The sequence below is a fragment of the Bradyrhizobium sp. SZCCHNRI2009 genome, from assembly GCF_032485115.1.
Taxonomy (GTDB): domain Bacteria; phylum Pseudomonadota; class Alphaproteobacteria; order Rhizobiales; family Xanthobacteraceae; genus Bradyrhizobium.
On record NZ_JAUEUH010000004.1, the window covers coordinates 191,431 to 216,124 of the forward strand.

Annotated in this window: 17 protein-coding genes, 1 other RNA gene and 1 pseudogene; 12 read left to right on the plus strand and 7 right to left on the minus strand. The window is 65.6% G+C overall.

From position 1 onward, the window contains the following. Positions 1 to 34 precede the first annotated feature (34 nt). Complete coding sequence (locus QX041_RS16035) at positions 35 to 649, minus strand: class I SAM-dependent methyltransferase (RefSeq protein WP_316165936.1); 615 nt, start codon at positions 647 to 649, stop codon at positions 35 to 37. Between the two features lie 333 nt (positions 650 to 982). After that, a complete protein-coding gene (locus QX041_RS16040) occupies positions 983 to 3,331 on the minus strand; it encodes a TonB-dependent receptor (RefSeq protein WP_410051872.1) in 2,349 nt (782 codons plus the stop codon). Between the two features lie 198 nt (positions 3,332 to 3,529). Between QX041_RS16040 and nikR the strand changes: the two genes are divergently transcribed. Next, positions 3,530 to 4,015, plus strand: a complete 486-nt coding sequence (nikR, locus tag QX041_RS16045; protein ID WP_316165937.1) for a nickel-responsive transcriptional regulator NikR — start codon at positions 3,530 to 3,532, stop codon at positions 4,013 to 4,015. A 707-nt stretch (positions 4,016 to 4,722) separates the two neighbouring features. On the opposite strand, the gene QX041_RS16050 is transcribed toward nikR, so the two are convergent. Beyond that, complete coding sequence (locus QX041_RS16050; protein ID WP_315825284.1) at positions 4,723 to 5,472, minus strand: hypothetical protein; 750 nt, start codon at positions 5,470 to 5,472, stop codon at positions 4,723 to 4,725. 525 nt (positions 5,473 to 5,997) lie between these two features. On the opposite strand from QX041_RS16050, the pseudogene QX041_RS16055 reads away from it, so the two are divergent. Then, a pseudogene (locus tag QX041_RS16055) lies at positions 5,998 to 7,324 on the plus strand (transposase). Between the two features lie 94 nt (positions 7,325 to 7,418). Here the strand turns inward: QX041_RS16055 and QX041_RS16060 are convergent. Both QX041_RS16060 and QX041_RS16065 read right to left on the minus strand, forming a co-directional pair. Continuing rightward, positions 7,419 to 7,994 carry a hypothetical protein gene (locus QX041_RS16060; RefSeq protein WP_316165938.1) on the minus strand — a complete coding sequence of 192 codons (576 nt, stop codon included), beginning with the start codon at positions 7,992 to 7,994 and terminating at the stop codon, positions 7,419 to 7,421. A 750-nt stretch (positions 7,995 to 8,744) separates the two neighbouring features. Continuing rightward, a complete protein-coding gene (locus QX041_RS16065) occupies positions 8,745 to 9,383 on the minus strand; it encodes a TetR/AcrR family transcriptional regulator (protein ID WP_316165939.1) in 639 nt (212 codons plus the stop codon). Between the two features lie 193 nt (positions 9,384 to 9,576). Between QX041_RS16065 and QX041_RS16070 the strand changes: the two genes are divergently transcribed. The 3 genes from QX041_RS16070 to QX041_RS16080 all read left to right on the plus strand — a co-directional run bounded on the left by QX041_RS16070 (position 9,577) and on the right by QX041_RS16080 (position 14,815). Beyond that, entirely contained in the window at positions 9,577 to 10,908 is a 1,332-nt protein-coding gene (locus QX041_RS16070) for an HlyD family secretion protein (protein WP_316165940.1), read from the plus strand. 225 nt (positions 10,909 to 11,133) lie between these two features. Next, entirely contained in the window at positions 11,134 to 12,723 is a 1,590-nt protein-coding gene (locus QX041_RS16075; protein ID WP_315769180.1) for a DHA2 family efflux MFS transporter permease subunit, read from the plus strand. Between the two features lie 274 nt (positions 12,724 to 12,997). Further along, positions 12,998 to 14,815 (plus strand): ABC transporter ATP-binding protein, encoded by a 1,818-nt coding sequence (locus QX041_RS16080; protein ID WP_315752418.1) that lies wholly within the window; start codon positions 12,998 to 13,000, stop codon positions 14,813 to 14,815. Between the two features lie 47 nt (positions 14,816 to 14,862). On the opposite strand, the gene rnpB is transcribed toward QX041_RS16080, so the two are convergent. Further along, positions 14,863 to 15,304, minus strand: an RNA gene (rnpB, locus tag QX041_RS16085) — RNase P RNA component class A. A 139-nt stretch (positions 15,305 to 15,443) separates the two neighbouring features. On the opposite strand from rnpB, the gene QX041_RS16090 reads away from it, so the two are divergent. Both QX041_RS16090 and QX041_RS16095 read left to right on the plus strand, forming a co-directional pair. Further along, entirely contained in the window at positions 15,444 to 15,797 is a 354-nt protein-coding gene (locus QX041_RS16090) for a YciI family protein (RefSeq protein WP_315713448.1), read from the plus strand. Between the two features lie 34 nt (positions 15,798 to 15,831). Beyond that, the gene (locus tag QX041_RS16095) at positions 15,832 to 17,076 is read left to right on the plus strand and encodes an RNA polymerase sigma factor (RefSeq protein ID WP_315825280.1); all 1,245 of its coding nucleotides are present in this window, start codon (positions 15,832 to 15,834) and stop codon (positions 17,074 to 17,076) included. A 4-nt stretch (positions 17,077 to 17,080) separates the two neighbouring features. Here QX041_RS16095 and QX041_RS16100 read toward each other — a convergent pair whose 3' ends face one another. After that, on the minus strand, positions 17,081 to 17,932 hold the full coding sequence (locus tag QX041_RS16100; protein ID WP_315713446.1) for an N-acetylmuramoyl-L-alanine amidase: 852 nt from the start codon (positions 17,930 to 17,932) through the stop codon (positions 17,081 to 17,083). 555 nt (positions 17,933 to 18,487) lie between these two features. Between QX041_RS16100 and rsmH the strand changes: the two genes are divergently transcribed. The 5 genes from rsmH to murF all read left to right on the plus strand — a co-directional run bounded on the left by rsmH (position 18,488) and on the right by murF (position 24,528). Continuing rightward, positions 18,488 to 19,483 carry a 16S rRNA (cytosine(1402)-N(4))-methyltransferase RsmH gene (rsmH, locus tag QX041_RS16105; RefSeq protein ID WP_316165941.1) on the plus strand — a complete coding sequence of 332 codons (996 nt, stop codon included), beginning with the start codon at positions 18,488 to 18,490 and terminating at the stop codon, positions 19,481 to 19,483. A gap of 3 nt (positions 19,484 to 19,486) precedes the next feature. Then, on the plus strand, positions 19,487 to 19,879 hold the full coding sequence (locus QX041_RS16110; RefSeq protein WP_315713444.1) for a hypothetical protein: 393 nt from the start codon (positions 19,487 to 19,489) through the stop codon (positions 19,877 to 19,879). Beyond that, positions 19,876 to 21,624: a penicillin-binding protein 2 gene (locus QX041_RS16115; RefSeq protein ID WP_315752422.1), complete on the plus strand. Its 1,749-nt coding sequence runs from the start codon at positions 19,876 to 19,878 to the stop codon at positions 21,622 to 21,624. Before QX041_RS16110 ends, QX041_RS16115 begins: the two co-directional genes overlap by 4 nt. A gap of 70 nt (positions 21,625 to 21,694) precedes the next feature. Then, positions 21,695 to 23,155 carry a UDP-N-acetylmuramoyl-L-alanyl-D-glutamate--2,6-diaminopimelate ligase gene (locus QX041_RS16120; protein ID WP_315769170.1) on the plus strand — a complete coding sequence of 487 codons (1,461 nt, stop codon included), beginning with the start codon at positions 21,695 to 21,697 and terminating at the stop codon, positions 23,153 to 23,155. Beyond that, on the plus strand, positions 23,152 to 24,528 hold the full coding sequence (gene murF / locus QX041_RS16125) for a UDP-N-acetylmuramoyl-tripeptide--D-alanyl-D-alanine ligase (protein WP_316165942.1): 1,377 nt from the start codon (positions 23,152 to 23,154) through the stop codon (positions 24,526 to 24,528). Before QX041_RS16120 ends, murF begins: the two co-directional genes overlap by 4 nt. The last annotated feature ends 166 nt before the right edge of the window (positions 24,529 to 24,694 follow it).

A 24,694-nucleotide genomic window follows, 5' to 3' on the forward strand; every position in this document is an offset into this window, starting at 1 on the left:
CGGAAAACCGGTTTCCACTTTTCCGGATCATGCTCTAACCGGCGCGGAAGCGGCAGAACTGGAACTGCTGCGTCGAGTCCCATGGCGTGCGATGCACCTCGGTGCAACTGTCCTCCAGCGTGAAAGCAGGACCCAGCGCAGCGGCCAGTCCGTGGGCGTCGTAGCGGACGACCGGCAGTCCGCTGCACTTCTCCGGACCATCGGACGCGAACGTGCCGATGATGACGGCCCCGCCGGGCACCACGGCCGCGCGCAGGCGGTCGACGTAGGCGGCGCGGTCCTCAGGCGCGGTGAGGAAATGGAAGGCGGCCCGGTCGTGCCAGACATCGTAGCGCGCGTCCGGCGTCCAGGTGGTGACGTCGGAGGCGATCCACGTCACCCCGGCCGCCGCCGCGCCAAGCCTGCGGCGCGCCGTCGCCAGTGCCGCGTCGGAGATGTCGAGCACGGCGAGCGCGCCGTAGCCGGCCGCGAGCAGCGCATCGACCAGCCGCGAGGCGCCGCCACCGATGTCGATGATCCGCGATGTCGGTGTCGCACCGGCCTCGCGGATCATCCGCAGCGACGTCGCCGGGTCGTCCTGGTACCAGCTCACCTCGGTCTCGGCCTTGGTGGTGTAGACGTTCTGCCAATGGGTGGTGCGGTCGGACATGGTTTCGGTCCCGAGAAGAGGCACACATTATAGCACGCGACGGCTCGAACTCTTGCCCAGCCGGCGGTGAGTCCCCTCCCCCTTGCGGGGAGGGGTCGGGGGTGGGGGTCCCCACGCGCTGAACGTTCCATGGGGCACACTTCACGCGTGAACGATTTCACGCGTTCGACTGCGGTCGTTCGACGCGCGCGATGATTCTCCAGTGTTCTTGATAGATCGACTCTCCATCACGAACAGCGGGACTCGTGGTCCCCCACCCCCAACCCCTCCCCGCAAGGGGGAGGGGAGTTCACCGTCCGCGAGGAGAGGGCGTGAGACCTAGCAAGCTCCGCATCAAAACGTCCCTGCCACCGTCACCCGAAACGTCAGCGGCTCGATCGGGTGCAGCACGCGGTCCATCACGCCGGTCTGGCAGACCTGGGCCGGCGGCACCGGCGGGGGCGGCAACGGGGAGGTCGATGAGCCGTAGCACGCCTGGTAGAGCTGGTCAGTCGGCAGCAGCGAGCCGTAGCCGTAGGAGATCTGGCTGGCCTTGGTGTTGAGCAGGTTCAGCACGTCGAGCTGGATGCGCCAGCCATTGGCGTCGCGGAAGCCGATGCGGCCGTTGAACACGCTGGTCGGGGTGGAGCGGAAGTAGTTGTCCTCGGTCAGCGGCGTGGAGCCGAGATAGCGCCAGCGCAGACCGCCGAACCAGCCGGTCTTCTCGCCGAGCGTGATGCCGGCCGACGCGATCATCGCCGGCGCGTTGGGGATGTAGTTGCCGGGCGCATTGCCGAGCTGGGCCTGGGGGTAGCCTGCGAGCGAGGCGTAGACCGCCGCTTGGTCGGTGTTGTCGCCGACGAAGCGCGCATGCGTCATCGCCAGATCGGCATCGATGTCGATCCACGACGCCGGGCGATAGTGGTTGGTCAGCTCGAAGCCGTAGCGCCGGCTCGGCCGGCTGGCCTCGGTGTTGCCGGCATCGCCGGAGAACAGGATCTCGGAATCCTGGTTGAGCATGAACACGCTCAGCGACGAGTCGAGTCCGGGGACGATGCGCGTGCGCACGCCGACCTCGGCGCCCTTGGTGCGCACCAGAAGGGGCGAGGAGTCGATCCTGGTGCCCGGCGCAGCCGGATCGTCCGTAGTGGTCGCGCCGCGGGCATCATTGCTGTGCATGCCGTAGCCGGCGCCGACGAAGAACTCGGTCTTGTCGAACGGCCCGATCACCATCCTGAATTTCGGACTGCCGAGGCTGGCTGCGGCATCGCCGGTGTTGTTGCCATTCGTCAGCGAATACACGTGGGTCTGATAATAGTCGCGGCGATAGCCGACGGTGGTGCGCAGCCAGTCGGTCCAGCGCACCGTGTTCTCGACATAGAGCCCGACGCTGCCTTCGCCGACCTTGTCGGCGCGAACGACGCCGGTGCTCAATGGATCGATGTCGGAGAGCAGCACCCGCTGACGGGTGTTGGTCAACGCCAGCGCGATGTCGTCGTAGCGCGTCTGGACGCCGAACGTCGTCTCCATCGGTCGGCCGGCAAAGCTGCCGTTCAAGGTGCGCGACGCATTGGCCCCGAGCATCAGCCGGTCGTCGTGCTGGTGAAACTGGTCGCCATAGGTCGGGTTGTTCAGCGCGTAGGTGAAATTGTTGTAGAGATCGAGCTGGCTTTTCACCAAATAGGCGTTGGCCTTCCACGAGCCGGCCTCGTCGGTGCCGGCGATGCGGCCCGACAGCGCGAAGCGGTTGGTCTTGCCGCCGTCCGTCGGATCGACCGCGTCGTAGCGGCCGAGATCGCCCGAGGTGATGGCACGCTCCGGCACCTGGTCGGTCGAGGTCCAGCGGTTCGCATAGGCCATGCCGGTGATGGTGAAGCCGTCGGTCGCGGTGCCCTGTGAGTAGCGCATCAGGCCGTTGAGCTTCTTGGCATCGTCGGGCGTGGTCCAGGGACCGTCATAGCGGCCGGCCTCGCCGGCGATCAGCAGATGGCCGTCGCCGACATGCACCGAGTCCATGCCGAAGAAGCGGCGATAGCCGAAGCTGCCCGCCGTCATCTGCGCGATCGCCTTCGGCACGCTGTCGACCAGGCCGATATGGACGCTGCCGACCGAGGCGAAGTCGCCTTCGTCGGCGAAGTAGGGCCCCTTGCGGACGTCGACACGGCCGATCGTCTCCGGCATCAGCCAGTTGAGATCGGCATAGCCCTGGCCGTGCGCATGGGTGCGCATGTTGACCGGCACGTCGTCGACATGGAGCGCGAGGTCGGTGCCGTGGTCGAGATTATAGCCCCGCAGAAAATACTGGTTGGCTTTGCCTTCACCGGAGTGCTGCGTGACGATCAGGCCGGGCACCGCTTCCAGCACCTCGCCGGGGCGCGTCGCCGGGCGGGCGTTGATCTCCTCGCCGGATATCACGACCTCGCTCGCCATGCCTTGCGGCCGCGCCGGGCCGGAGCCGACATTGGGCGCGCCGGACGGTGCAGCCGCCGCTGTGGCGGCCGGCATCACATGCGCAGTCGCAGCGGCCGTGCTCGGCTTCGGCCGCTGCGCCGACCGCCGGACCTGCGGCTTCGGCTTGGCCGTGCGTCGGGGGGCATCCACGTCGACCGTCGGCAACTCGGCGGGGGCCCGTTCCGGATGGGCGTTTGCCTGCTGCGCCAATGCCGCCATCAGCACGCAAACACTCGCCCCACGCCACCGCATCGTCACGCCCCTAGAGCTCGCCACAGGGCATGCATCGTCAACTGCCGCGCGCCTTCGTTGGCCCGCGTCATGCTCGCTTGGATCGCCCTACTGTCGAATGTTAAAGAACGCTAAGGTGACACCGGTATGATGTCAACGTGAATACATCATACTCATGCGGTGGATAGGCGCTTGCCGCGCAGCTCAGGGAGACGGGACATGCAGCGCCTGACGATCACGATCGACGACGATCTGCTGGCCGAGGTCGACGCCTTCATGGCCCGGCGCGGCTACGACAACCGCTCGGAGGCGTTTCGCGATCTGCTGCGCAGCGGCTTGGAGACGGCTGACGGGGCGGCCGGCGACAGCCGCCACTGCATCGCGACGCTCAGCTACGTCTACGACCATGCCGCGCGCGAACTGCCGAAGCGCCTGACGCAGGAGGCGCACGACCATTCCGGCCTCGCCCAGGCGACCCTGCACGTCCACATCGACCAGGAGAGCTGCCTCGAGGTCACCGTGCTCAAGGGCGAGCGCCGCGAGGTCAAGGCCTTCGCCGACCACGTCATCGCCGAGCGCGGCGTCCGCCACGGCCACGTCGCGCTGATGCCGGTCGATCCGGCGCAAGGCCATGGGCACGCGCATAGCCATTCCCAAAGTCACAGCCATTCGCATTCCCACACGACGAAGAGCGGCAAGAAGTAGAACCCGCCTGGCTGCCACGCACTCCGCCGTCATGCCCGCGCAGGCGGGCATCCAGTACGCAGCGGCCCATCGATGTCATCACCGCCGCCTCGGAGTATCGGATCGCCCGGTCAAGCCGGGCGACGACAGCGAAGCAAAAGGCGGCGGCGCCTGCTCCGATCGTCATCGCGAGGAGCGAAGCGACGAAACAATCCAGACCTTTCGTGCCGCCCCTGGATCGCTTCGCTGTCGCTCGCGATGACGGCAGGTGTGGCAGGGTCGAGGGTGCCGGGTGCGCCTCCGCACTCCGTTGTCATACCCGGCGAAGACGGGGTAACTAGCACGCGGCGGCCTCTCGATGCGATCACAGCCGTCTCGGCGTACTGGATCGCCCGGTCGAGGCCGGGCGATGACAGCCAGTGTGTGGCGCGATAGCTGCTCCGATCGTCATTGCGAGGAGCGCAGCGACGAAGCAATCCAGACCTTTCGTGCCGTCCCTGTGTCGCTTCGCTGACGCTCGCAATGACGACAGGGTAGGGTGGGCAAAGGCGCGCCCGCGATGTCAATGATCAGACGCGATGCGCCGCGCGCCGTGCCCACCATTCCGCAATCTCCTGCGCGGAGCGATGGCGGGCACGCGACCGTCCTGCAGGCGGCTGCTTTGCCTGCCCTACAACTCCTGCATTCGCGCCCGCGCCCGTTGGGTCGTCGGTTGACCCGGTCGAGCCTCAGAAGGGAAGCAGATCTTTTCCGAATCTGGCTATGAAATCCCGCACATCGCTGCGAGCTGAATGCCGATCGAGACCGGGAAAGCCTGCCCAACGGAATGCAAGGCGCAAATAGTCGAGGAACGGCAATCCATGTCGCTCGTCAGAGAACAACGGGTCGGCACCGAGAAATGGCACCAGGACGCAATATGGACTGCCTCCGCTGATGTTTGCCTTGTGCAGATAGTCCGGTGCCAAGACGATACTCAGCTGATGCTCGTGATCTCGTTCCGTGTCTGCCTTCTGATAAATCCATTCATCGAACAGATCCGTAACGATGGAGGGCGCATCTATGCATAGGGCGTCGTGTTCCTCAGACGGCAAATCAAACCCAAGATCCGGCGGACGATCCTCGGATCTGTAGTCCCACACCCAGTTGATTCCACCAACGACACGCCAGAATGCCAGAAGGGTTGGTGGAATCGGTGCTCCGGACATCTCGACAATGCGAGAGAAAACCGCCTCGTCGCTCGATTTCGGTGGTGTCCGAAGACCCTGATCTTGAGATGATAGGACCTGCCAGCCAATGGCCTGCAATCGCGAGGCGACGAGGTCGGCGTTTTGGACGACCCGTTGCATGGTCGCATCGGCGATCTCCATCACTTCCTCGCGGAACTCACCTTCAATACTTGGGTAGGTGCGAATTTCTCGCCAAACCTGATCGAACTCACCCGCCCGATATCGCTTCAACAGAGTCCCGTCGCGTCGCATGTTCCGGTAGCTCCTGCAAACTCTCACCCAAGTCAATCGTCACCGCATGATATGACACGTCGGCTGATTGTTGCACGGCTTGTCTTCCGCCTTTGGCCTATCTCGGGCTCGAGGCTCCGGCCGCAGATACGGCGCCGTTGCATCATCACCCGCGGCTGCGGCGGAGCAAGGCGTCCTTGCGCCGACGTGTCCGCCCCAGCCGATCGGGCGGAGGCAATCGAGAGTCTCGGCGCGGCCCCTGGATCGCGTCGCTTCGCTCGCGATGACGACGTGCTACTGCGGTCGCGCGCCGTAGAATGCCGTCGCTCGTGCCGGTGATGACAATGGTACGAGGTGCCGCAGGTACTTTGGCAGCGGCGGGGAAGGTCTAATCCTGAAACGCGTCAACTGGTGCATTCACGACAGCAGATGTTCCGCCGCTGTTGCGCCCAGAATCCCATTTTGTCCGATTTCGTTGAAAAAGTCAGCAGTTGCGACGCAGAGATATCGGTGATTCAGTCTGTCTAGTGGGCAGGACTGAAGGTCATGATGGGGCATCGGCAAGTCGAACAGGCTGCGTTGTTCTATGAGTTCTCGCTGGAAAGGCACATCCCAGCCGACCACCTCGTGCGGTCGATCGATAGGTTCGTCGACCTTGAGGACTTACGGCGGGAGCTGGCGCCGTTCTACAGCAACATCGGGCGGCCCTCGATCGATCCGGAGCTGATGATCAGGATGCTCTTGATCGGCTATTGCTTCGGCATCCGATCGGAACGGCGCCTCTGCGATGAAGTCCATCTCAATCTGGCATACCGCTGGTTTTGCCGGCTGGGTCTAGATGGAGGCGTCCCCGATCACTCGACGTTCTCGAAGAACAGGCACGGCCGCTTCCGTGAGAGCGATCTCTTCCGTCGCGTGTTCGAGACCGTCTTGCGCCGCTGCATCCGGGAGCGCCTGATCGGCGGCGAAGGGTTCGCAGTCGACGCGAGCCTGATCAAGGCGGATGCCAATCGGCAGAAGGGAATCGAAGGCGATAAGAGGCTTCCGCCGGAGGCTGCGGGTCGAGCGATCGACGAGTATCTTGCCGTTCTTGATGATGCCGCGTTCGGTGCCGCGACGGAGGTCACGCCCAAGTTTGTATCGCCCTCCGACCCGGCGGCGCGCTGGACGGGAGCGCACGGCGGCCAAGCCTTCTTCGCCTACTCGACGAACTATCTGGTCGACGTCGAGAATGCGATCATCGTCGATGTCGAAGCGACCACGGCGATCCGCCAGGCAGAAGTATTGGCCGCCAAGCGCATGATTGAGCGTTCAATCGAAAGGTTCGATCTTTATCCAAGCCGGCTTCTCGGCGACAGCGCCTATGGCTCCGCTGAGATGCTCGGGTGGCTGGTCTACGAGCACGGGATCGAGCCGCACGTGACCGTCTTCGACAAGTCGGCCCGCACCGACCTACGACCATACCAGGGACGTCTATCGCTGCCCCGCTGGCAACCCCCTCACCACTACAGGGACGCTGGTGAACAACGACACGACGGTCCTCTACCGTGCGAGCAAGCGCGATTGTCAAGCATGCTCTCTAAGAAGCAGGTGTTGCCCCAACACCCCGGCTCGAAAAGTGCCGCGCTCGATCTACGAGGGCGCTCGCGACATGGCACGCGAGATCGCAAGCTCATGGGAAGGCCGCACTTCACGCCGGCTCCGCAAGAAGATTGAGATGCTGTTCGCGCATCTCAAGCGCATCCTCAAGCTAGATCGGCTGCGACTAAGAGGGCCGAACGGCGCACGCGACGAGTTCACCCTCGCTGCAGCCGCTCAGAACCTTCGTAAGATGGCCAAGCTGATCCCGATGCCCGCGCTGACGCCCGCGTGAACCACAACGCGCCAATTCGTCCTCGAAACAGATGGCGTTCACGACGAAACTACTGCCGACTTTTTCAACGGAATCGTCCCGAAGCGGACATTGTTCATCGCGGCCTTATCGAGCGAAACGCAATCCATCTCGCCGCCGACGATCTTTCGAGCCAAACCTTCATACGCTCGCTTACCCAATGGAGCGTATGCTCACGAGCGATGTCCGTGCCCGGATGTCGATCTGCGCGGAAGGAATGTGTGCCCTGGACCTGCAATTCGGGCGTAGGCCGGACGGCGAGAGCCCACAACCGAGGCATCTGCGCCAGAAGAGTGGGGTCGTGGGGGCATCCCAAAATGTAGTCCTCTGGTTCGCCTGTCTCGGGATACGACATCGGCTCATTGGTGTCCGTGCTCCAAGTCTGCCAATCGAGGCGGACGACCTTCCCATACTGAGTCTGCTCGAAGTCAAAGCCAGTCAACTGGCTGCGTTCAAGGTCGCGTCGAAATTCGTCGGTGACGATGATGAAGCCGAATGGCTGGGTCATCGGCGGCACATATGGGCCAGTGCGCAAGATGCGGATGATCGGCGGTCCGACGCACTCGGTCGCTTCAACGAGGCCGTTCAAAAGAATATCGCCGTAGTCACCCCAGGGAGATCTGACGGATTCCATAGCGAAGAACTTTGACATGGTAGGCCCAGGATGCGCGGCTGCCGAGCTTCGATTGCCCCAATCCGCAACCGCTTGCAAGGTCGGCTCGCGACCCTTCTCGGACGCTAGGCTCCTTCCGCGGATACGGCGCCGTGGTATCGTCGCCCGCTGCTGCTGCGGTCGCGCGCGGTTAAAACCGGCTGCGCGCAGAATCCGATTTCGTTTGCCCGATCAAACTGATTTGCCCTGTCCAGTCCCTCGCGCAAAAATTTTCATCTTCCATTTTTCCGAATTTCATGGTTGTCTACCGCCATCCTGCCTCGATCGAAGAGGGACGTTTCGCGGTCGTCACGAGCGTTGGAGGCGGGGAGCGGTGGCCTGTCGGCGCGCAGCGCGCTGAAATCGCGAGCGGACGAACGCGACCGGCAGGACGATGAAGTCGTATGGTCCTGGCGCCCCGATGCTGGCGCCAAGTTGGCGACGATGCCCAGCGCATCGCGCTGATGACGGTGGCTACAAGCCCGGACACCGGGGAGACTACGTATAAGTCGTAAGCCCATCGCGCGGGGAGGGCCGGGTGATCTCGGCTGAACCTGTGGTACCTGCCGCCTGCATTTTTTTGAGCAGGCGGGCCACGGGCGCGGCCAGCGCCCGGCCTTCCCTGCACCCTCCGATCGATTCGAGGGTGATCCGGACGCCAAGCTCGGACGTCATCCGTCGCGAGAAGGAAAGCGCATGCCCGATGCTGGTGAGAACAGAGCCGCAGATGCCGCCATCCGCGGCCCGTCCTCAGTTCTTGACGCCATAGTGGGCGAGGAACATGCCTACGGCGCTGGCGATGACCTTGTGAACGCGGTCGGGAGAGGGGGCCGGCTCGGCCTGGAAGATGAAGGGCAGGAACAGCGTGGCCTGGCACATCTGCTGGAATTGCGAGGCCGCCAGATGGCAGTCGTCGATGGCGAGCTCGCCGGCGTCGACACGGGCCTGCAGATAGGCCGCCAGCCGGCTGATCGTGCCGTTGAGCACGCACTCGTAGTAGCGGCGGCCGACGTCCGGCATCCGCTCGGCGATCGCCATTACGGTACGGATCGCCGATCCGCCGCCCGGCCGGCAGACCACCGCGATCCAGGCCTTGCCGAACTCGCTGAGCACGGTCGCGGCATCGCGATCCGGGTCGAAGCTGAAATTCGAGGCGCCCCGATGCACGCTCTCCTCTTCGACGATTGCCTCGAACAGGCGGAATTTGTCGGCGAAGTAGACGTACAGCGTGCCCTTGGAGACGCCGGCGACGCGCGCGATCTCGCCCATGCTGGCGCCGTCGAAGCCCATGTCCATGAACACCTTGCGGGCGCCCTCGAGGATTTGCCGACGCTTCGAGGAATCGTCGTCCGTCGTCGCCTGGGTGGTGTTGTGGTACGGCTCAATCATTGGTTTAGGCTGTTCCCGAAGATTTGGCCGGTGCCAACGTCACAAAAGCATCTGCGCGGATATGTTGCGGTAGCGAAGATATAGATTGACCGAACGGTTCGGTCAATGGTAGATGTGGATTGACCGAACGGTTCGGTCGGGATTTCGATTTTCGGGGCCTGAGCGGCCCCGCTGTCATGGGTGGGAGTCTCTGATGGCCGCTGCGAGAGATCAGGCTGTGCGGGCGCGCCGTCCGGACGCTGAGGAAACGCTGGAACAGACGAGGTCTGAGCCGGTCCGGCCGCAGGCCAGCGACGCGGCACAGCGCAAGCCGGTTGATGCCAAGCCGGCTGACCCGAAGGCCGACGTCAGCACCGAGGCGCCGCTTGAACGGCCGGCGCCGGCCGGCGCTCCCACGGGCGCGAAGCCGCAAGCCGCGCCCGCCGCCGCTCCGAAATCCGGCAAACGCAAGCGCGTGCTGGCGGGCATCGGCGTACTGCTCGCGCTAGCCGCCGCCGGCTATGCCACGCACTATTATCTGGTCGGCCGCTTCATGGTCTCGACCGACGATTCCTACGTCCGCGCCAACAACACCATGCTGGGCGCGCGCGTCTCCGGGCACATCCAGGAGATCGTGCCGCGGGACAATTCGGTGGTTCGCAAGGGCGACGTGATCTTCCGCATCGACGACGGCGACTACAAGATCGCGGTCGACGCCGCCCGCACCAAGATCGCCACGCAGGAGGCGACGATCGCGCGCATCGGTCGCCAGGTCGCCGCACAGCAGAGTGCCGCCGAGCAGGCGCAGGCCAATCTCACCTCATCCGAAGCCGCGATGAAGCGCGCCGGGCTCGACTATGAGCGCCAGCAGGCGCTGAGCAGCAAGGGTTTTGCCTCGCATGCGACCTTCGAGCAGTCGGAAGCCGCGCGCGACCAGGGCATGGCGGCGGTCCGCGCCGCCCGTGCCGCGTACGACGCCGCGCGCGACAATGTCGAGGTGACGAAGGCGCAGCAGGTCGAGGCCCAGGCGCAGCTCGCCGAGCTGAAGACATCGCTTGCCAAGGCCGAGCGCGATCTCGAATTCGCCACCGTGCGCGCGCCGGTCGACGGCACCTTCTCCAACCGTCTCGTCAACACCGGCGACTTCGTCGCGGTCGGCCAGCGGCTCGGCAACGTCGTGCCGCTCGACGACGTCTTCATCGACGCGAACTTCAAGGAAACCCAGCTCAGGCGCATCCGTCCGGGCCAGCCGGTCACGATCAAGGTCGACGCCTATGGCGCGCGCGGCTTCAAGGGCGTGGTCGACAGCATCTCGCCGGCCTCGGGCTCGGTGTTCACCCTGCTGCCGCCGGACAACGCCACCGGCAACTTCACCAAGATCGTGCAGCGCCTGCCCGTGCGCATCCGCGTGCCGAAGGAGGTTGCGCGGCAGAACCTGCTGCGCGCCGGCATGTCGGTCTACGTCACCGTCGACACCACCGACGGCGCCAAGGATGCCGACAGCGACGGAGATCTCGACGCGCCGGCGACGGTGCAGAGGAAGTAGCGAGGTGATCTAACTGACGCGATTGCATTCGCTGTTGCGTCATCGGAAGTCAGCTCCCTCCCCCCTTGCGGGGGAGGGTTGGGGTGGGGGGTCTCCGGGCGAGACCGCCGTTGGGGACCTCCACCCCCGACCCCTCCCCGCCTAGCGAAGCTCCGCTTCGCGCGGGGGGAGGGGAGCGCACCTGTGACGCGGCGCGGTCATCGACTCCAGCGGACTCATTAGAACATGGCCACCGCAACGACAGCCGACCCCACTATGAGCGCACCGGCCGCGCCGTCGGACCGCATCGCGCCGCGGCGGCTGATCGCGTTCCTGATCATGGTGTTCGGCATGTTCATGGCGATCCTGGACATCCAGATCGTCTCGGCGTCGCTGAGCGAGATCCAGGCCGGACTGTCGGCGAGCTCCAGCGAAGTGTCGTGGGTGCAGACGGCCTATCTGATCGCCGAGGTGATCGCGATTCCCTTGTCCGGCTTCCTGTCGCGCGCGCTCGGCACGCGGCTGTTGTTCGCGATTTCGGCGGCCGGCTTCACCATTTCGAGCTTCCTGTGCGGCTTCGCCTCGTCGATCGAGCAGATGATCGTGTGGCGCGCGCTGCAGGGCTTCCTCGGCGCCGGCATGATCCCGACCGTGTTCGCCTCGGCCTACACGGTGTTCCCGCGCACCAAATTCCACATCGTCGGTCCGATCATCGGCCTGGTCGCGACGCTGGCGCCGACGGTGGGTCCCACGGTCGGCGGCTACATCACCGACGCGATGTCGTGGCACTGGCTGTTCTTCGTCAACATCGTGCCGGGCATCATCATCACGACAGGCGTGCTGGCGCTGGTGGATTTCGACGAGCCGCATTTCGAGCTGCTCGACCGCTTCGACTGGTGGGGCTTGCTGTTCATGGCCGGCTTCCTCGGCTCGCTCGAATACGTGCTGGAGGAGGGGCCGCAATATGAATGGCTGCAGGACACCTCGGTCGCGATCTTCGCCGCGGTCTGCGCCGTCTCGGCGGTGTGCTTCTTCTGGCGGGTGCTGACGGCCGACGAGCCGATCGTCGACCTCTTCGCTTTCGGCAACCGCAACTTCGCGGTCGGATGCTTGTTGCAGTTCTGCATCGGCATCGGCCTCTACGGCCTGACCTACATCTATCCGCGCTATCTCGCCGAAGTCCGCGGCTACAGCGCCCTGATGATCGGCGAGACGATGTTCGTCTCGGGCGTCACCATGTTCCTGATGGCGCCGGTGGTCGGCCGCTTGATGCTGAAGATCGACATGCGCCTGATGATCGCGTTCGGCCTCGTGATCTTCGCGATCGGCTCCTACCAGATGACCGGCATCACCCGCGACTACGACTTCTGGGAGCTTTTCCTGCCGCAGGTGCTGCGCGGCGTCGGCATGATGTTCGCGATGGTGCCGACCAACAACATCGCGCTCGGCACCCTGGCGCCGGATCGGGTCAAGAATGCATCCGGCCTGTTCAACCTGATGCGCAATCTCGGCGGCGCCGTCGGCCTTGCCGTGATCAACCAGGTGCTGAACGATCGCACCGACCTGCACATTTCCCGCCTCCACGAGCGCGTCAACTGGGGCAATGCCACCGCGGTCGAGACCCTCAACATGCTGCAGCAGAAGCTGCAGGGCATGGGCGATTCGGCCCTGATGGCGATGAAGCAGCTGTCGCAGATCGTGCATCGCCAGGCCGTCGTGATGGGCTATGGCGATGCGTTCTTCATGCTGACCTGCTTCTACATCGCGCTCAGTTTCATGGTGATGCTGCTCAACAAGCCGAGCTCGCCGATGGCGGGCGGCGGCGACGCACATTGACGTGAGCGGCTCCTGCGCGTGCCGCGGGTTGCCAAATCATACCGTCGATGGTATGGAACAAGAATTGTTGCTCGAACCGGGGAGATTTGCATGACCACATCGCATCTGCAGATCGCATGCACCCGCTCGATGCCTGTTCTGGTGTTCGGCCGCTCGCTTTGAGCACCATCGCTTAACTTCCCAACGCCTGAGTTACTCATCCGCAGACCGCGCGCCGCGTCGCGTCTGCACTATTTGGAGCCGGCTGGCGCTGCGAGCGCGGCCGGATGATGCCATGACCGTCGACGTCTCCGGCCTGAAGGCCGACAAGCGTCCCGCCGCGATCCGCGTCGTGATCCCGTTCGTGACCCGCCATTGGCTGAAGCAGCCACGCATGACGCTCGGCATTGCGTGCGCGCTGCTGGGCGCCACCGCTGCCGATCTGTTCATGCCGCTGTTCTCCGGCCGGCTGGTCGATGCGCTCACCCTGGGCCCAGGCAATGCCGATGCACGGCACAGCGCGCTGGTGGCGTTCGCCGCCATCGTAGCCCTTGGCTTCGCCTCGATCGTGCTGCGATTGTCGGGCCTGCAACTGATCGTGCCGTTCACCCTGCGTATCATGTCCGACGTGGCGCGCGACGCATTCGTACGCGTGCAGCGCTTCTCGACCGACTGGCACGCCAACAGCTTCGCCGGCTCCACGGTGCGCAAGATCACCCGGGGCATGTGGGCGCTCGACCTCTACAACGACACCATCCTGCTGGCGCTGCTGCCGTCGCTCTCGGTGTTGCTGGGCTCGATGGTGCTGCTCGGCCTGCACTGGGGCGCGCTGGGCGGCGTGATCGCCGTCGGGGCGGCGCTCTATGTCGCGATGACGGTCGTGTTCTCGACCCGCTACATCGCCCCGGCCGCACGGATCTCCAACGCCTGGGATACCAAGGTCGGCGGCACGCTGGCGGACGCGCTGAGCTGCAATGCGGTGGTCAAGTCGTTCGGGGCGGAAGCCCGCGAGGACGGCCGGCTGATGCGCGTCGTCAGCCGTTGGAGCCGTCGCGTCAACCGAACCTGGCTGCGCTACAACACGACGGCGGCCGTGCAGCTCGGCGTGCTGCTGTGCCTGCGGTCCTCGGTGATCGGCGGCGCCGTGCTGCTGTGGATGGCGGGCAAGGCCTCGCCAGGCGACGTCACCTATGTGCTGACGAGCTACTACGTCATCCATGCGTATCTGCGTGACGTCGGCATGCACATCAACAACCTGCAGCGCGCGGTCAACGACATGGACGAGCTGGTGGCGATCCACAGCGAGCCGATCGGCATCATCGATGCCAAGGACGCCAGGCCGATCGCGGTGACCGGTGGGCACATCGTGTTCGATGCGGTGACGTTTCATTATGGCGGCCATCGCACCCCGCTGTATGACCGGCTCTCGGTGGACATCCGGCCGGGCGAGCGGATCGGCCTCGTCGGGCGCTCCGGCTCCGGCAAGACGACCTTCGTCAAGCTGGTGCAGCGGCTCTACGACGTTGGCGGCGGCCGCATCCTCATCGACGGGCAGGACATCGCGCATGCCACGCAGGACTCGCTGCGCAGCCAGATCGCGATCGTGCAGCAGGAGCCGATCCTGTTCCACCGCTCGCTGGCCGAGAACATCGCCTATGGCCGTCCTGGCGCCAGCCAGGCCGAGATCGAGCAGGCGGCGCGGCTCGCCAACGCGCATGAGTTCATCACGCGCCTGCCCAAGGGCTACGGCACGCTGGTCGGCGAGCGCGGCGTCAAGCTGTCGGGCGGCGAGCGGCAGCGGGTCGCGCTGGCGCGGGCGTTCCTGGCGGACGCGCGGGTGCTGATCCTGGACGAGGCGACCTCGAGCCTCGATTCGGAATCCGAGGCGCTGATCCAGGAGGCGATGGAGCGGCTGATGAAGGGCAGGACGGCGATCGTGATCGCGCATCGGCTGGCGACCGTCCGCAGCCTCGATCGCATCCTGGTGTTCGACCGCGGCCGTATCGTCGAGCAGGGCAGCCACGCCACGCTGGTTGGCAGACCCGGCGGACTCTATCGCAGCCTGTTCGAGCGCCAGGCCACCGAGTTCGGCCAGCTCTCGGCCGCCGGTTGACAAAAATGGTGAGGGGCCCGGCGCTGCTGCGCCGAGCCCCTCATGAACATATCAGCCGGCCTGTAAGCCGGGTTCTGTAGGGCACCGTGATGCTTGCGCATGACGATACGTGACGGCCATTCCTCTGGGATCGCGCTTGCGCGCGACCTCGGGCAACCTACCCGGACGGCGAGCCTGACATCGCTCCCGCGGACGTCATCGCCTTGGCATCATCTGCCTTGGCGATTGTCTCCGCGTGGCCGTCCCTATTCGGTTTTGCTCCCGGTGGGGTTTACCATGCCGGTTCCGTTGCCGGCCCCGCGGTGCGCTCTTACCGCACCTTTTCACCCTTACTCGCCTCCCTCGCGGGAGGAAGCGGTTCGTTCTCTGTGGCACTATCCCTGGGGTCGCCCCCGCCGGACGTTATCCGGCACCGCATGTCGATGGAGCCCGGACTTTCCTCCCCGGCGGCCTTTCGGCGCCTGCCGGAGCGGCCGTCCGGCCGACTGACGCAGCTTGAATGGGGCTTCCCGGCCATCAGGTCAAGCCATCGCTGCGCCTGCAAAAATATTATCCTGGGCGTGTCGTTACGTGAGCGCGCCATTCGACTGGATGTCGGCGATCCGGCCGAAACAAGGGAGCAAGTTCGATGCAATATCTGTTGATGATCTACCAGAACGAAGTCGACTACGCGAAGATGGAGAAGGAGGCCGAGGGCAAGATGCTGGCGGAGTACCAGACCTTCACCCAGTCGATCATCTCGAGCGGCAATTACAAGGGCGGCGACCGGCTGCAGCCGACGACGACGTCGACGACCGTGCGGGTGCGCGACGGCAAGATCCTCACTACCGACGGTCCGTTCGCCGAGACCCGCGAGCAGCTCGGCGGCTACTACATGATCGAGGCCAAGAATCTCGACGAGGCGATCGGGATTGCCGCGCGGATTCCCGGCGCCCGTTTTGGCTCGATCGAGGTGCGGCCGGTCTGGCAATATAATCATTGAGACCGGTGCGGCTCGCGGCCGAGAAGGGTCACCGATGACGCCTGATGCGATCGACAAGGTGTTCCGCGATGAGGCCGGCCGCGCACTCGCGACCTTGATCCGGCTCGTCGGTGACTTCGATCTGGCCGAGGACGTGCTGCAGGATGCGTTCGCTGCGGCGCTGCTCAAATGGCGGGGGTCCGACGCCCCCGCCAACCCGCGGGCGTGGCTGGTCAATGTCGCCCGCAACAAGGCGATCGACCGGATCCGGCGGCGGAGCAATTTTCGCGACAAGGAGGCGGAGATCGTTCACGCCATCGAGCGTGATGCCGCCAACGACGACGCCGACGCGCCGGCCGATCTCGACGACGACATGCTGCGGCTGATCTTCACCTGCTGCCATCCGTCGTTCGCGCCGGAGGTCCAGGTGGCGCTGACGCTGCGCACGGTCTGCGGCCTCACCACCGCCGAGGTCGCCCGCGCACTTGTCACCGGCGAGGAGGCGATGGCGCAGCGCCTGGTGCGCGCCAAGCAGAAGATCCGCCTCGCCGGCATTCCCTACGAGGTGCCGGGACGCGATGCGCTCGAGGAGCGGCTGCGCGGCGTCCTGACCGTGATCTATCTGGTGTTCACCGAGGGCTATCTCGCGACCTCAGGCACCGAGCTGATTCGCGAGGATCTCGCGCGCGAGGCGATCCGGCTGGGTCGCCTGCTGCTTGGCTTGATGCCGGAGGCGCGCGACATCAAGGGCCTGCTCGCGTTGATGCTGCTGCACGATGCGCGGCGCGCCGGCCGTACCAATGCGGCGGGCGACATCGTCCTGCTGGAGGAGCAGGACCGCTCGCTGTGGAATCGTGAGCAGATCGCCGAAGGGCTTGGGCTGGTCGAACAGGCCCTGGGCATGAAGGGGCTCCCGCAGCCCTATACGGTCCAGGCCGCGATTGCCGCGCTTCATGCTCAGGCCGCCAGCTACGCTGAAACGGATTGGCGGCAGATCGTGGGGCTCTACGAGGTTCTGCTGCGGATCGCGCCATCGCCTGTGATCGAGCTCAATCATGCGGCCGCTGTCTCGATGGTCGACGGCCCGGCGCGGGCGCTGGCACTGGTCGATGCGCTGGCCGCGCGCGGCGGATTGAAGCAGTACGATCTGCTGCCGGCGGTGCGGGCAGACCTTCTGCGGCGGCTCGGTCGGCGCGATGAGGCGCGCGCCGCCTACCGCGAGGCGAGCGCAGCCACGCAGCTCGCGCCGCTCAAGCGTCTCTATGCACGGCGGCTCGGTGAGCTCGATGTGGAGCCCTGACGTGTCAGACGCGCGGCGCCTGATCCTCGGCCGGCAGGCTCGTCAGCAGCGCATGCAACGTCCACAAGGTCGAGCGGTCGGCGATACCGTCGATCTTTTCGGGGCGGAAGTGCCGCTGGAACGCGGTGACGACGTCCATGGTGATGCCGTCGAATTTACCCGTGATCGGCACGCCATAGCCGTATTTGGCGAGCGCCTTCTGCAAGCCCTTGACGTCGTCGCCGATGCTGCCGAGCTTCAGCGTCTCGCCCTTGGTGATCGCCGCCGGCTGCACCCAGTGGCCCACCCCCGAATTCGCCAGCGAATGCCATGGGAATTTCTCACCCGGATCCTTCTTGCGCGCGGGTGCCACGTCGGAATGCCCGAGCACGCGATGCGCCGGGACATTGCGGCGGAGCATGATGCCCCGGCACAGCGCGATGACCGCCGCGATCTGCCGCGGTGGGAAATCCGGATAGCCCCAATCGTGGCCGCGATTGACGATCTCTATGCCGATCGAGCAGGAATTGATGTCCTCCTCGCCGTCCCATGACGAGAGACCCGCGTGCCAAGCGCGCAAGGCCTCCGGCACGCACTGGACGATGCGTCCGTCCTCGAGCACGACGTAATGCGCGGAGACCTCGCTGCCGGCGGTGCACAGCTTGGTGATCGCCCCTTCGACATCCGGCATGCCGGTGTAATGAAGAATGATCATGTCCGGCTGGCGCCCACCCTTGCGCTCGCCGAAATTGGCCGACGGGATCACGTCGGAGGCAACCGACGAGTCCGGCGTGAAGACCGGCAGGTTGGAAACGCCTTTGGGGATCTGCAGCGCACGAGGACGCTTCGATTCCGGCTTGTCGGAGGGACTTGGCATGAACGACTCGAAGCGGACGGCGGCGGCGGTGGCTCAAACCGGATATGGGCAGGCACTACTCTTTTACATGACCCAGCCGCAATCGAAATCGCATGCGAGCCCTCGCTATTGAGCGGACCGTTGTATCGCGATCGCCGGTCCGCCGAACGGCACGGCGGCGAGCAGGACGAAAGGTCTACCGGGCAGCTCCGCCTCGCGGTCCAAGTGCCCAACATCCGCCACAGACCATCAACGGTTTGTTAACGCTAAACGCCGTTACTGAGTGGTGAAGAGCCAAGCCGGCTTTCGGGACGGCAAGCCGCCACGATGCAAGGTCCTGCACGGCAGATCACGATCGAAAGCGGTTCCGAGGCGCTCCGGCGCCGCGCGATCGCTGTCGGATCGAGGATCTCGACATGGCCGGATCGTGCTGCTGATGTCGTGACGGCGCGACGGATGACGGAGCGTCCCGGGAGATGGCTTGGCGAATTGACGGGGCGCGAGGATCGAGGGCGCGATGGGCTCGCTGCCAACCAAAGTCAGTCTGAAGCAACGGCGCGCGTGCGGAGCGGCCGGGTGAGCACGGCTGACCAGCGACACATCCCGGTGCTCGGCCCCGAAGCGGTCGAGATGCTGGCGCCACGCGGCGGCGGAACCTACGTCGATGCGACCTTTGGCGCCGGTGGCTATACGCGCCTGATCCTGGCAACGGCGGGAACACACGTCATCGGGATCGATCGCGACAGCACCGCAATCGCCGGCGGCGCAGGTCTCCTCACTGAGGCGGGCGGTCGCCTGACGCTGGTCGAGAACCGTTTCTCGGCATTGGCCGACATCTGTGCATCGCGAGGCCTTGCGCATGTCGATGGCATCGTGATGGATGTCGGCGTTTCCTCGATGCAGCTCGACTCCGCCGCGCGCGGCTTCTCGTTCAGGTTCGACGGCCCGCTCGACATGCGGATGGGCGGCACGGGACCGACGGCCGCCGATGTCGTCGCCAACGCTGCCGAGCGCGCTTTGGCCGACGTCATCTACATCTTTGGCGAAGAGCGGCACTCCCGCGCCGTGGCGCGGGCCATCGTCGCCGCGCGCAAGGAACAGCCGATCACGACGACGCGGCAACTCGCCGACATCGTCGCGCGCGTGGTGAGATCCAAGCCTGGCGACATCCATCCGGCGACGCGCACGTTCCAGGCGCTGCGGATTCTCGTCAATGAGGAGCTGGACGAGCTCGAACAGGCGCTGTCGGCAGCGGAGCGCGTGCTGGCGCCGGGCGGCCGGCTGGCGGTCGTCTCGTTCCATTCGCTCGAGGACCGCATCGTCAAGACGTTCCTCGCCGAGCGCAGCAGGACCGGCGGCGGCTCGCGCCATCTGCCCGAGATCGCGCAGGAGGCACCGAGCTTCCAGTTGCTCAACCGCAAGCCGGTCGTGGCCGCGGAGGCTGAGACCGAAGCCAATCCGCGGGCGCGGTCCGCCAAGCTGCGCGGTGCCGAGCGCACGGCGGCGCCGGCGCACGCTTCGGCATCCTCGTCGCCCTGGCCGCGGCTGGCCGATGTCCTGCGAGGAGGGTGACCGATGCGCCTCCTGCATCTCGTCGTGATCTGCTCGCTGATCTTCGCGGCGGCCTATGTCTATCGCATCAAGATGGACTCCACGGCGCGGGTCGAGCGCGTGCTGCAATTGCGCGCCGAGATCCGCGAGCAGCGCGAGGCCATCGCAGTGTTGCGCGCGGAATGGGCCAAGCTCGACGCGCCGCTGCGGCTGCAAGGGCTGGTCGAGCGGCATCTGCCGCTGAAGCCGCTCAACGCCACACAATACGACAGCCTGAAGAATCTGCCGGAGCGGCCGCCGCGATTTGCGCGACCGGACAATCCGGATCCGATCGGATCGATGATCGATGCGATCGACGCGATCAACGAAGAGCCCCCCGTGACCGGGTCGGTGCGTCGCCCGGAGGATCAGCAATGACCGATCAGCTTCGGCCCGACGTCAAGCCGCAGGAACCCTGGCGGCAACGTCTGGTGCGCACGCTGCTGTATGGGCGCGATGTCGATCGGACTGCCAAGGCGCGCGCGCGAGTCGGCCTCGCGATCATTGCCTTTGCTGCCGTCTACGCGGTCATCGGCGGCCGCCTCGTGATGTTCGCGATCGGCTCGGATGGTCCGAGCGCGCGGCGCGCCGCGCAGCAGGACGCCATCGCCACCGCGCGCCCCGATATCGTCGACCGCAACGGCGCCGTTCTCGCCACCGACGTGAAGACGCCGAGCCTGTTCGCCGAGCCGCGTCGCCTCATCGACAAGGACGAGGCAATCGAGCTTCTGACGGCGACATTGCCGGATCTCGATACGGGCGAGGTCCGCGACCGACTGCTGTCACGCAAGGGTTTCGTCTGGTTGAAGCGCGAGATGACGCCGAAGCAGCAGCAGGACATTCATCGCCTCGGCCTGCCGGGCATCGGCTTCCTGCGCGAGAACAAGCGCGTCTATCCGACCGGCAACGAGGTGGCCCATCTGATCGGCCTGGTGAACATCGACAACCAGGGCATCGCCGGCATGGAGAAGTGGCTCGACAATCAGGGCCTTGCCGACCTGCATCGCGCCGGCTTCGCCACCGATCGCCTGCAGCGCCCAATCGAGCTCTCGGTCGATCTGCGCGTCGAGCACGCGCTGCGCGACGAACTGCTCAAGGCCAAGGACAAGTTCAAGGCCAAGGCAGCTTCCGGTCTCGTCGTCAATGTCAGGACAGGCGAGATCATCGCCATGGTGTCGCTGCCGGATTTTGATCCCAACAACCCGAAGGAAGCGCACGATCCCGACCGGATCAACCGCCTGACCACGGGCGTGTACGAGATGGGCTCGACCTTCAAGGCGTTCACCCTGGCAATGGCGCTCGACACCGGCAAATATGATCTCAATTCGCTGTGGGATGCACGCGGGCCGCTGCACTACGGCAAGTTCGCGATTCATGACGACGAGCCGAAGGGCCGCTTCCTCAACATGAAGGAAGTGTTCTACTTCTCGTCCAACGTCGGCGCCGCCAGGATCGCGTTGACGCAGGGCGTGGAAGCGCACAAGGCGTTCCTGCGCAAGATGGGCCAGTTCGACCGGTTGCGCACCGAGCTGCCTGAGAGCGCCTCGCCGATCCTGCCCAAGCGCTGGGGCGAATTGAACACGGTCACGATCGCGTTCGGTCACGGCATGGCGGTGGCGCCGCTGCAGGGTGTGATGGGCGTCAGTGCGCTAGTCAATGGCGGCTATCTGATCCCGCCGACTTTCATGAAGCGCACCGAGGCAGAGGCGATGCAGGTCGCCAAGCGCGTGATCAAGCCGGAGACCTCGGAGAAGATGCGGTATCTGATGCGTCTGAACGCCGAGGTCGGCACCGCGCGCAAGGCCGACGTGAAGGGCTACTACATCGGCGGCAAGACCGGCACCGCCGAGAAGGTGATCAACGGCCGCTACGCCAAGAAGAAGGTGCTGACCCTCTTCACCGCCGTGATCCCGGCGGACAAGCCAAAATACCAGCTCCTGATCATGCTGGACGAGCCGCAGCCGCTGAAGGAAACCTATGGCTTCATCACCTCGGGCTGGAACGCGGTGCCGACCGCTGGCAACGTGATCTCCCGGATCGGGCCGCTGCTGGGAATTGAGCCCCGTTTCGACCTCCCGCCGTCCGACCGCCAAATTCTTGCGGCATCGCGGCTGACACAGTAAGCCGTCGTCGAATCGCAGGCTTTGGAGCTGCCGCCATCCCGGGCGGGGCCAGGACTGGCACGGAACCAGGATGAAACTTCACGACCTCCTGGGCGATCAGGCGACGCTCGACGCTCCCATCGCCGCAGTCGAGATATCCGGCCTCGCCGTCGACAGCCGAGCCGTGCGGCCCGGCGACCTGTTTTTTGCACTCTCCGGCACCAAGACCGATGGCTCCCGCTTTATTGCGGCGGCAATCGCGGCCGGTGCGGTCGCCGTGGCCGGTGCGGCGGGCCCTGGAACAGGGCTGGCCGTTCCATTCATCGCGCTGCCGAACCCGCGGCGGGCACTCGCGCTCGCTTCGTCCCGGTTCTATCCGCGCCAGCCGGCGACGATTGCCGCCGTCACCGGCACCAGCGGCAAGACGTCGGTCGCGGCCTTCACGCGCCAGATCTGGCAGCGCCTCGGCCACAGCTCGGCCAGCATCGGCACCGTCGGGCTGGTGTCGGACAAGCGCACCGTCTACGGCTCGCTGACGACGCCAGATCCGATCGCGCTGCATCGGCAGATCGACGAGATCACGCAGGATGGCGTCACCCATCTAGCGTTCGAGGCTTCGTCGCACGGGCTCGATCAGTTCAGGCTCGACGGTGTCAGGGTCTCGGCCGGCGGGTTCACGAACCTGTCGCGCGACCACATGGACTATCATCCGGACATCGCGCACTACCTCAACGCCAAGCTGAGGCTGTTCCGCGATCTCGTGCCGCCGGGCGGCCCTGCGGTGATCTCGGCCGATCATGAGTGCTCGCCGGAAGTCATCGCTGCGGCGCAGACGCGCGGTCTTCGCCTGATGACGGTGGGGACGCATGGCGACGGTGCAGGCGAGGGCATTCGCCTCGTGGCCGTTGCAATCGACGGCTTTGCGCAGCAGCTCCAGATCCAGCATTGCGGCCGCATGCATGCGGTCCGCCTGCCGCTGGTCGGCGCGTTTCAGATCGAGAACGCGCTGGTCGCGGCGGGCCTCGCGATCGGCACCGGCAGCGATCCGCAAGCGGTGTTCGAATCGCTCGAGCAGCTCGAGGGCGCCAAGGGCCGGCTCGAGCTGGTCGGCGAGCACAATGGCGCACCCATTTTCATCGACTACGCGCACAAGCCGGATGCGCTCGCCAAGGCGCTGCATGCGCTGCGGCCCTATGCTCCGCGAAAGCTCGTCGTCGTGTTCGGCGCCGGCGGCGACCGTGACACCGGCAAGCGCCCCTTGATGGGCGCGATCGCCGCCGAAGAGGCCGACAGTGTCATCATCACCGATGACAATCCGCGCAGCGAGGATCCGGCTGCGATCCGCGCTGCAATCCTGGCCGCCGTACCCGGTGCGCGTGAGATCGGCGACCGAACGGAGGCAATCCGCGTCGCGATCGGCGAGCTGCAGCCCGGCGATGCGCTCGTGATCGCCGGCAAGGGCCATGAGACCGGACAGATCATCGGCAGCACTATTCTGCATTTCAGCGATCATGAAGCGGTCGCGGACGCGTTGGCAGCGAGGACATCATGACGAAGGCGCTGTGGACCGTGGCAGAGGCGGCGCGCGCGCTCGGCCTCGCCGGCGACTACCCGGAGACCCCGATCGACTTCGTCACGCAGGACAGTCGCGCGGTGAAGCCCGGCAGCCTGTTCGTGGCACTGAGTGGCACACCGAGTGGCGGCTTCGTATCGAGCTTCGCCTCCAGCCGCGACGGCTGGGAGTTCGCGGCGAATGCCGAAGCGGCCGGCGCGGTGGCGATGATCGTTCCCCACAGGATCGATGGGATCACGGTGCCGCAGCTCGTGGTGCCGGACACGCTGATCGATGGGCTGTGGGCGCTGGCGCGCGCCGCGCGGGCGCGCTTCCATGGCCCGGTGATCGGGTTGACCGGCAGCGCCGGCAAGACCTCGACCAAGGAGTTCATCGCCGCCTATCCCGGTGCGTCTGCGAGTCCGTCGAGCTTCAACAATTTCTGGGGCGTACCGCTGACGCTGTGCAACGCCGATCCTTCCGCTTCGGTGTGGGTCGTCGAGATGGGCATGAATCAAAAAGGCGAGATCGCGCGGCTGACGGAGCTGTCGCAGCCGACGGTGGCGCTGGTCGTGAATGTGCAGCCGGTGCATCTGGAGAAGCTCGGCAGCCTGGAAGCGATCAGGAAAGAGAAGGTCTCGATCGCGCATGGGCTGCCGGCTGACGGCGTCCTCGTGTTGCCGGCCGATCTCGCAGCACCGGAATGGACCGGCAAGGTGATCCGCTTCGGTGGCGGCGCTGACGTGCGCGAGCTCTCGCACGACTCGCGCGGCGAGACCTGGGATGTGAGCGCCGACATCGCCGGTCGCCGCGTCGCCTTCACGCTGACGCCGGGTGCGCCGCATCGCCTGCACAATGCGCTGGCGGCACTCGCCTCCATCGCAGCGGCCGGGCTCAATCCAGCGCTGCTCGCGCCGACGCTCGGCGATGTCGGCATCATGACCGGCCGTGGCGTCGAGCAGACCGTCGGCGACATTGTTCTGATCGACGACAGCTTCAATGGCAACCCGGCCAGCATGGCGGCGGCGCTCGACAGTCTGCAGGCGCGACCGGTGCGGGGACGGCGGATCGCCATCATCGGCGACATGCTCGAGCTCGGCGACGAGGCGCCGGCCTATCATCAGGGGATGGTCGCTCATCTCGCGGGGGTCGACGGCGTCTATTGCGTCGGTCCGCTGATGCGTCACCTGTTCGACGCCCTGCCTCACGCGAAGCGGCTCGGCTGGCATGAGGATCCGGTGACTCTGGATCCCGGTCGGGTCGCGGCGCTGCTTGCGCCGGGCGACGTCGTCGTCATCAAGGGCAGCAAGAAGATCTTCTGGGTCAACAAGTTCGTGTCGAAGCTCGCCGCGGCGCTGCAGCGGCCCACTTGAAAAATCGGGCGATATCGCGGCGCGGCAGAAGGATATTTTCCACTGGTGGTCGAAGCGGTCATGCCGGATGGGTCATTCCGCCGGGCTATGATTCGCACCCGGCCCCGATCATGGTTAAAAGAGGCTGGACCGGATTCGCGACCGAATTCGTGTTCGCGGTCTCGGT

Excerpts from the sequence above, each read along its gene's own strand:
- QX041_RS16035 (WP_316165936.1), bottom strand. The coding sequence starts at position 649 with ATGTCCGACCGCACCACCCATTGGCAGAACGTCTACACCACCAAGGCC.
- QX041_RS16040 (WP_410051872.1), bottom strand. The coding sequence starts at position 3,331 with ATGCGGTGGCGTGGGGCGAGTGTTTGCGTGCTGATGGCGGCATTGGCG.
- nikR (WP_316165937.1), top strand. The coding sequence starts at position 3,530 with ATGCAGCGCCTGACGATCACGATCGACGACGATCTGCTGGCCGAGGTC.
- QX041_RS16050 (WP_315825284.1), bottom strand. The coding sequence starts at position 5,472 with ATGCGACGCGACGGGACTCTGTTGAAGCGATATCGGGCGGGTGAGTTC.
- QX041_RS16060 (WP_316165938.1), bottom strand. The coding sequence starts at position 7,994 with ATGTCAAAGTTCTTCGCTATGGAATCCGTCAGATCTCCCTGGGGTGAC.
- QX041_RS16065 (WP_316165939.1), bottom strand. The coding sequence starts at position 9,383 with ATGATTGAGCCGTACCACAACACCACCCAGGCGACGACGGACGACGAT.
- QX041_RS16070 (WP_316165940.1), top strand. The coding sequence starts at position 9,577 with ATGGCCGCTGCGAGAGATCAGGCTGTGCGGGCGCGCCGTCCGGACGCT.
- QX041_RS16075 (WP_315769180.1), top strand. The coding sequence starts at position 11,134 with ATGGCCACCGCAACGACAGCCGACCCCACTATGAGCGCACCGGCCGCG.
- QX041_RS16080 (WP_315752418.1), top strand. The coding sequence starts at position 12,998 with ATGACCGTCGACGTCTCCGGCCTGAAGGCCGACAAGCGTCCCGCCGCG.
- QX041_RS16090 (WP_315713448.1), top strand. The coding sequence starts at position 15,444 with ATGCAATATCTGTTGATGATCTACCAGAACGAAGTCGACTACGCGAAG.
- QX041_RS16095 (WP_315825280.1), top strand. The coding sequence starts at position 15,832 with ATGACGCCTGATGCGATCGACAAGGTGTTCCGCGATGAGGCCGGCCGC.
- QX041_RS16100 (WP_315713446.1), bottom strand. The coding sequence starts at position 17,932 with ATGCCAAGTCCCTCCGACAAGCCGGAATCGAAGCGTCCTCGTGCGCTG.
- QX041_RS16110 (WP_315713444.1), top strand. The coding sequence starts at position 19,487 with ATGCGCCTCCTGCATCTCGTCGTGATCTGCTCGCTGATCTTCGCGGCG.
- QX041_RS16115 (WP_315752422.1), top strand. The coding sequence starts at position 19,876 with ATGACCGATCAGCTTCGGCCCGACGTCAAGCCGCAGGAACCCTGGCGG.
- QX041_RS16120 (WP_315769170.1), top strand. The coding sequence starts at position 21,695 with ATGAAACTTCACGACCTCCTGGGCGATCAGGCGACGCTCGACGCTCCC.
- murF (WP_316165942.1), top strand. The coding sequence starts at position 23,152 with ATGACGAAGGCGCTGTGGACCGTGGCAGAGGCGGCGCGCGCGCTCGGC.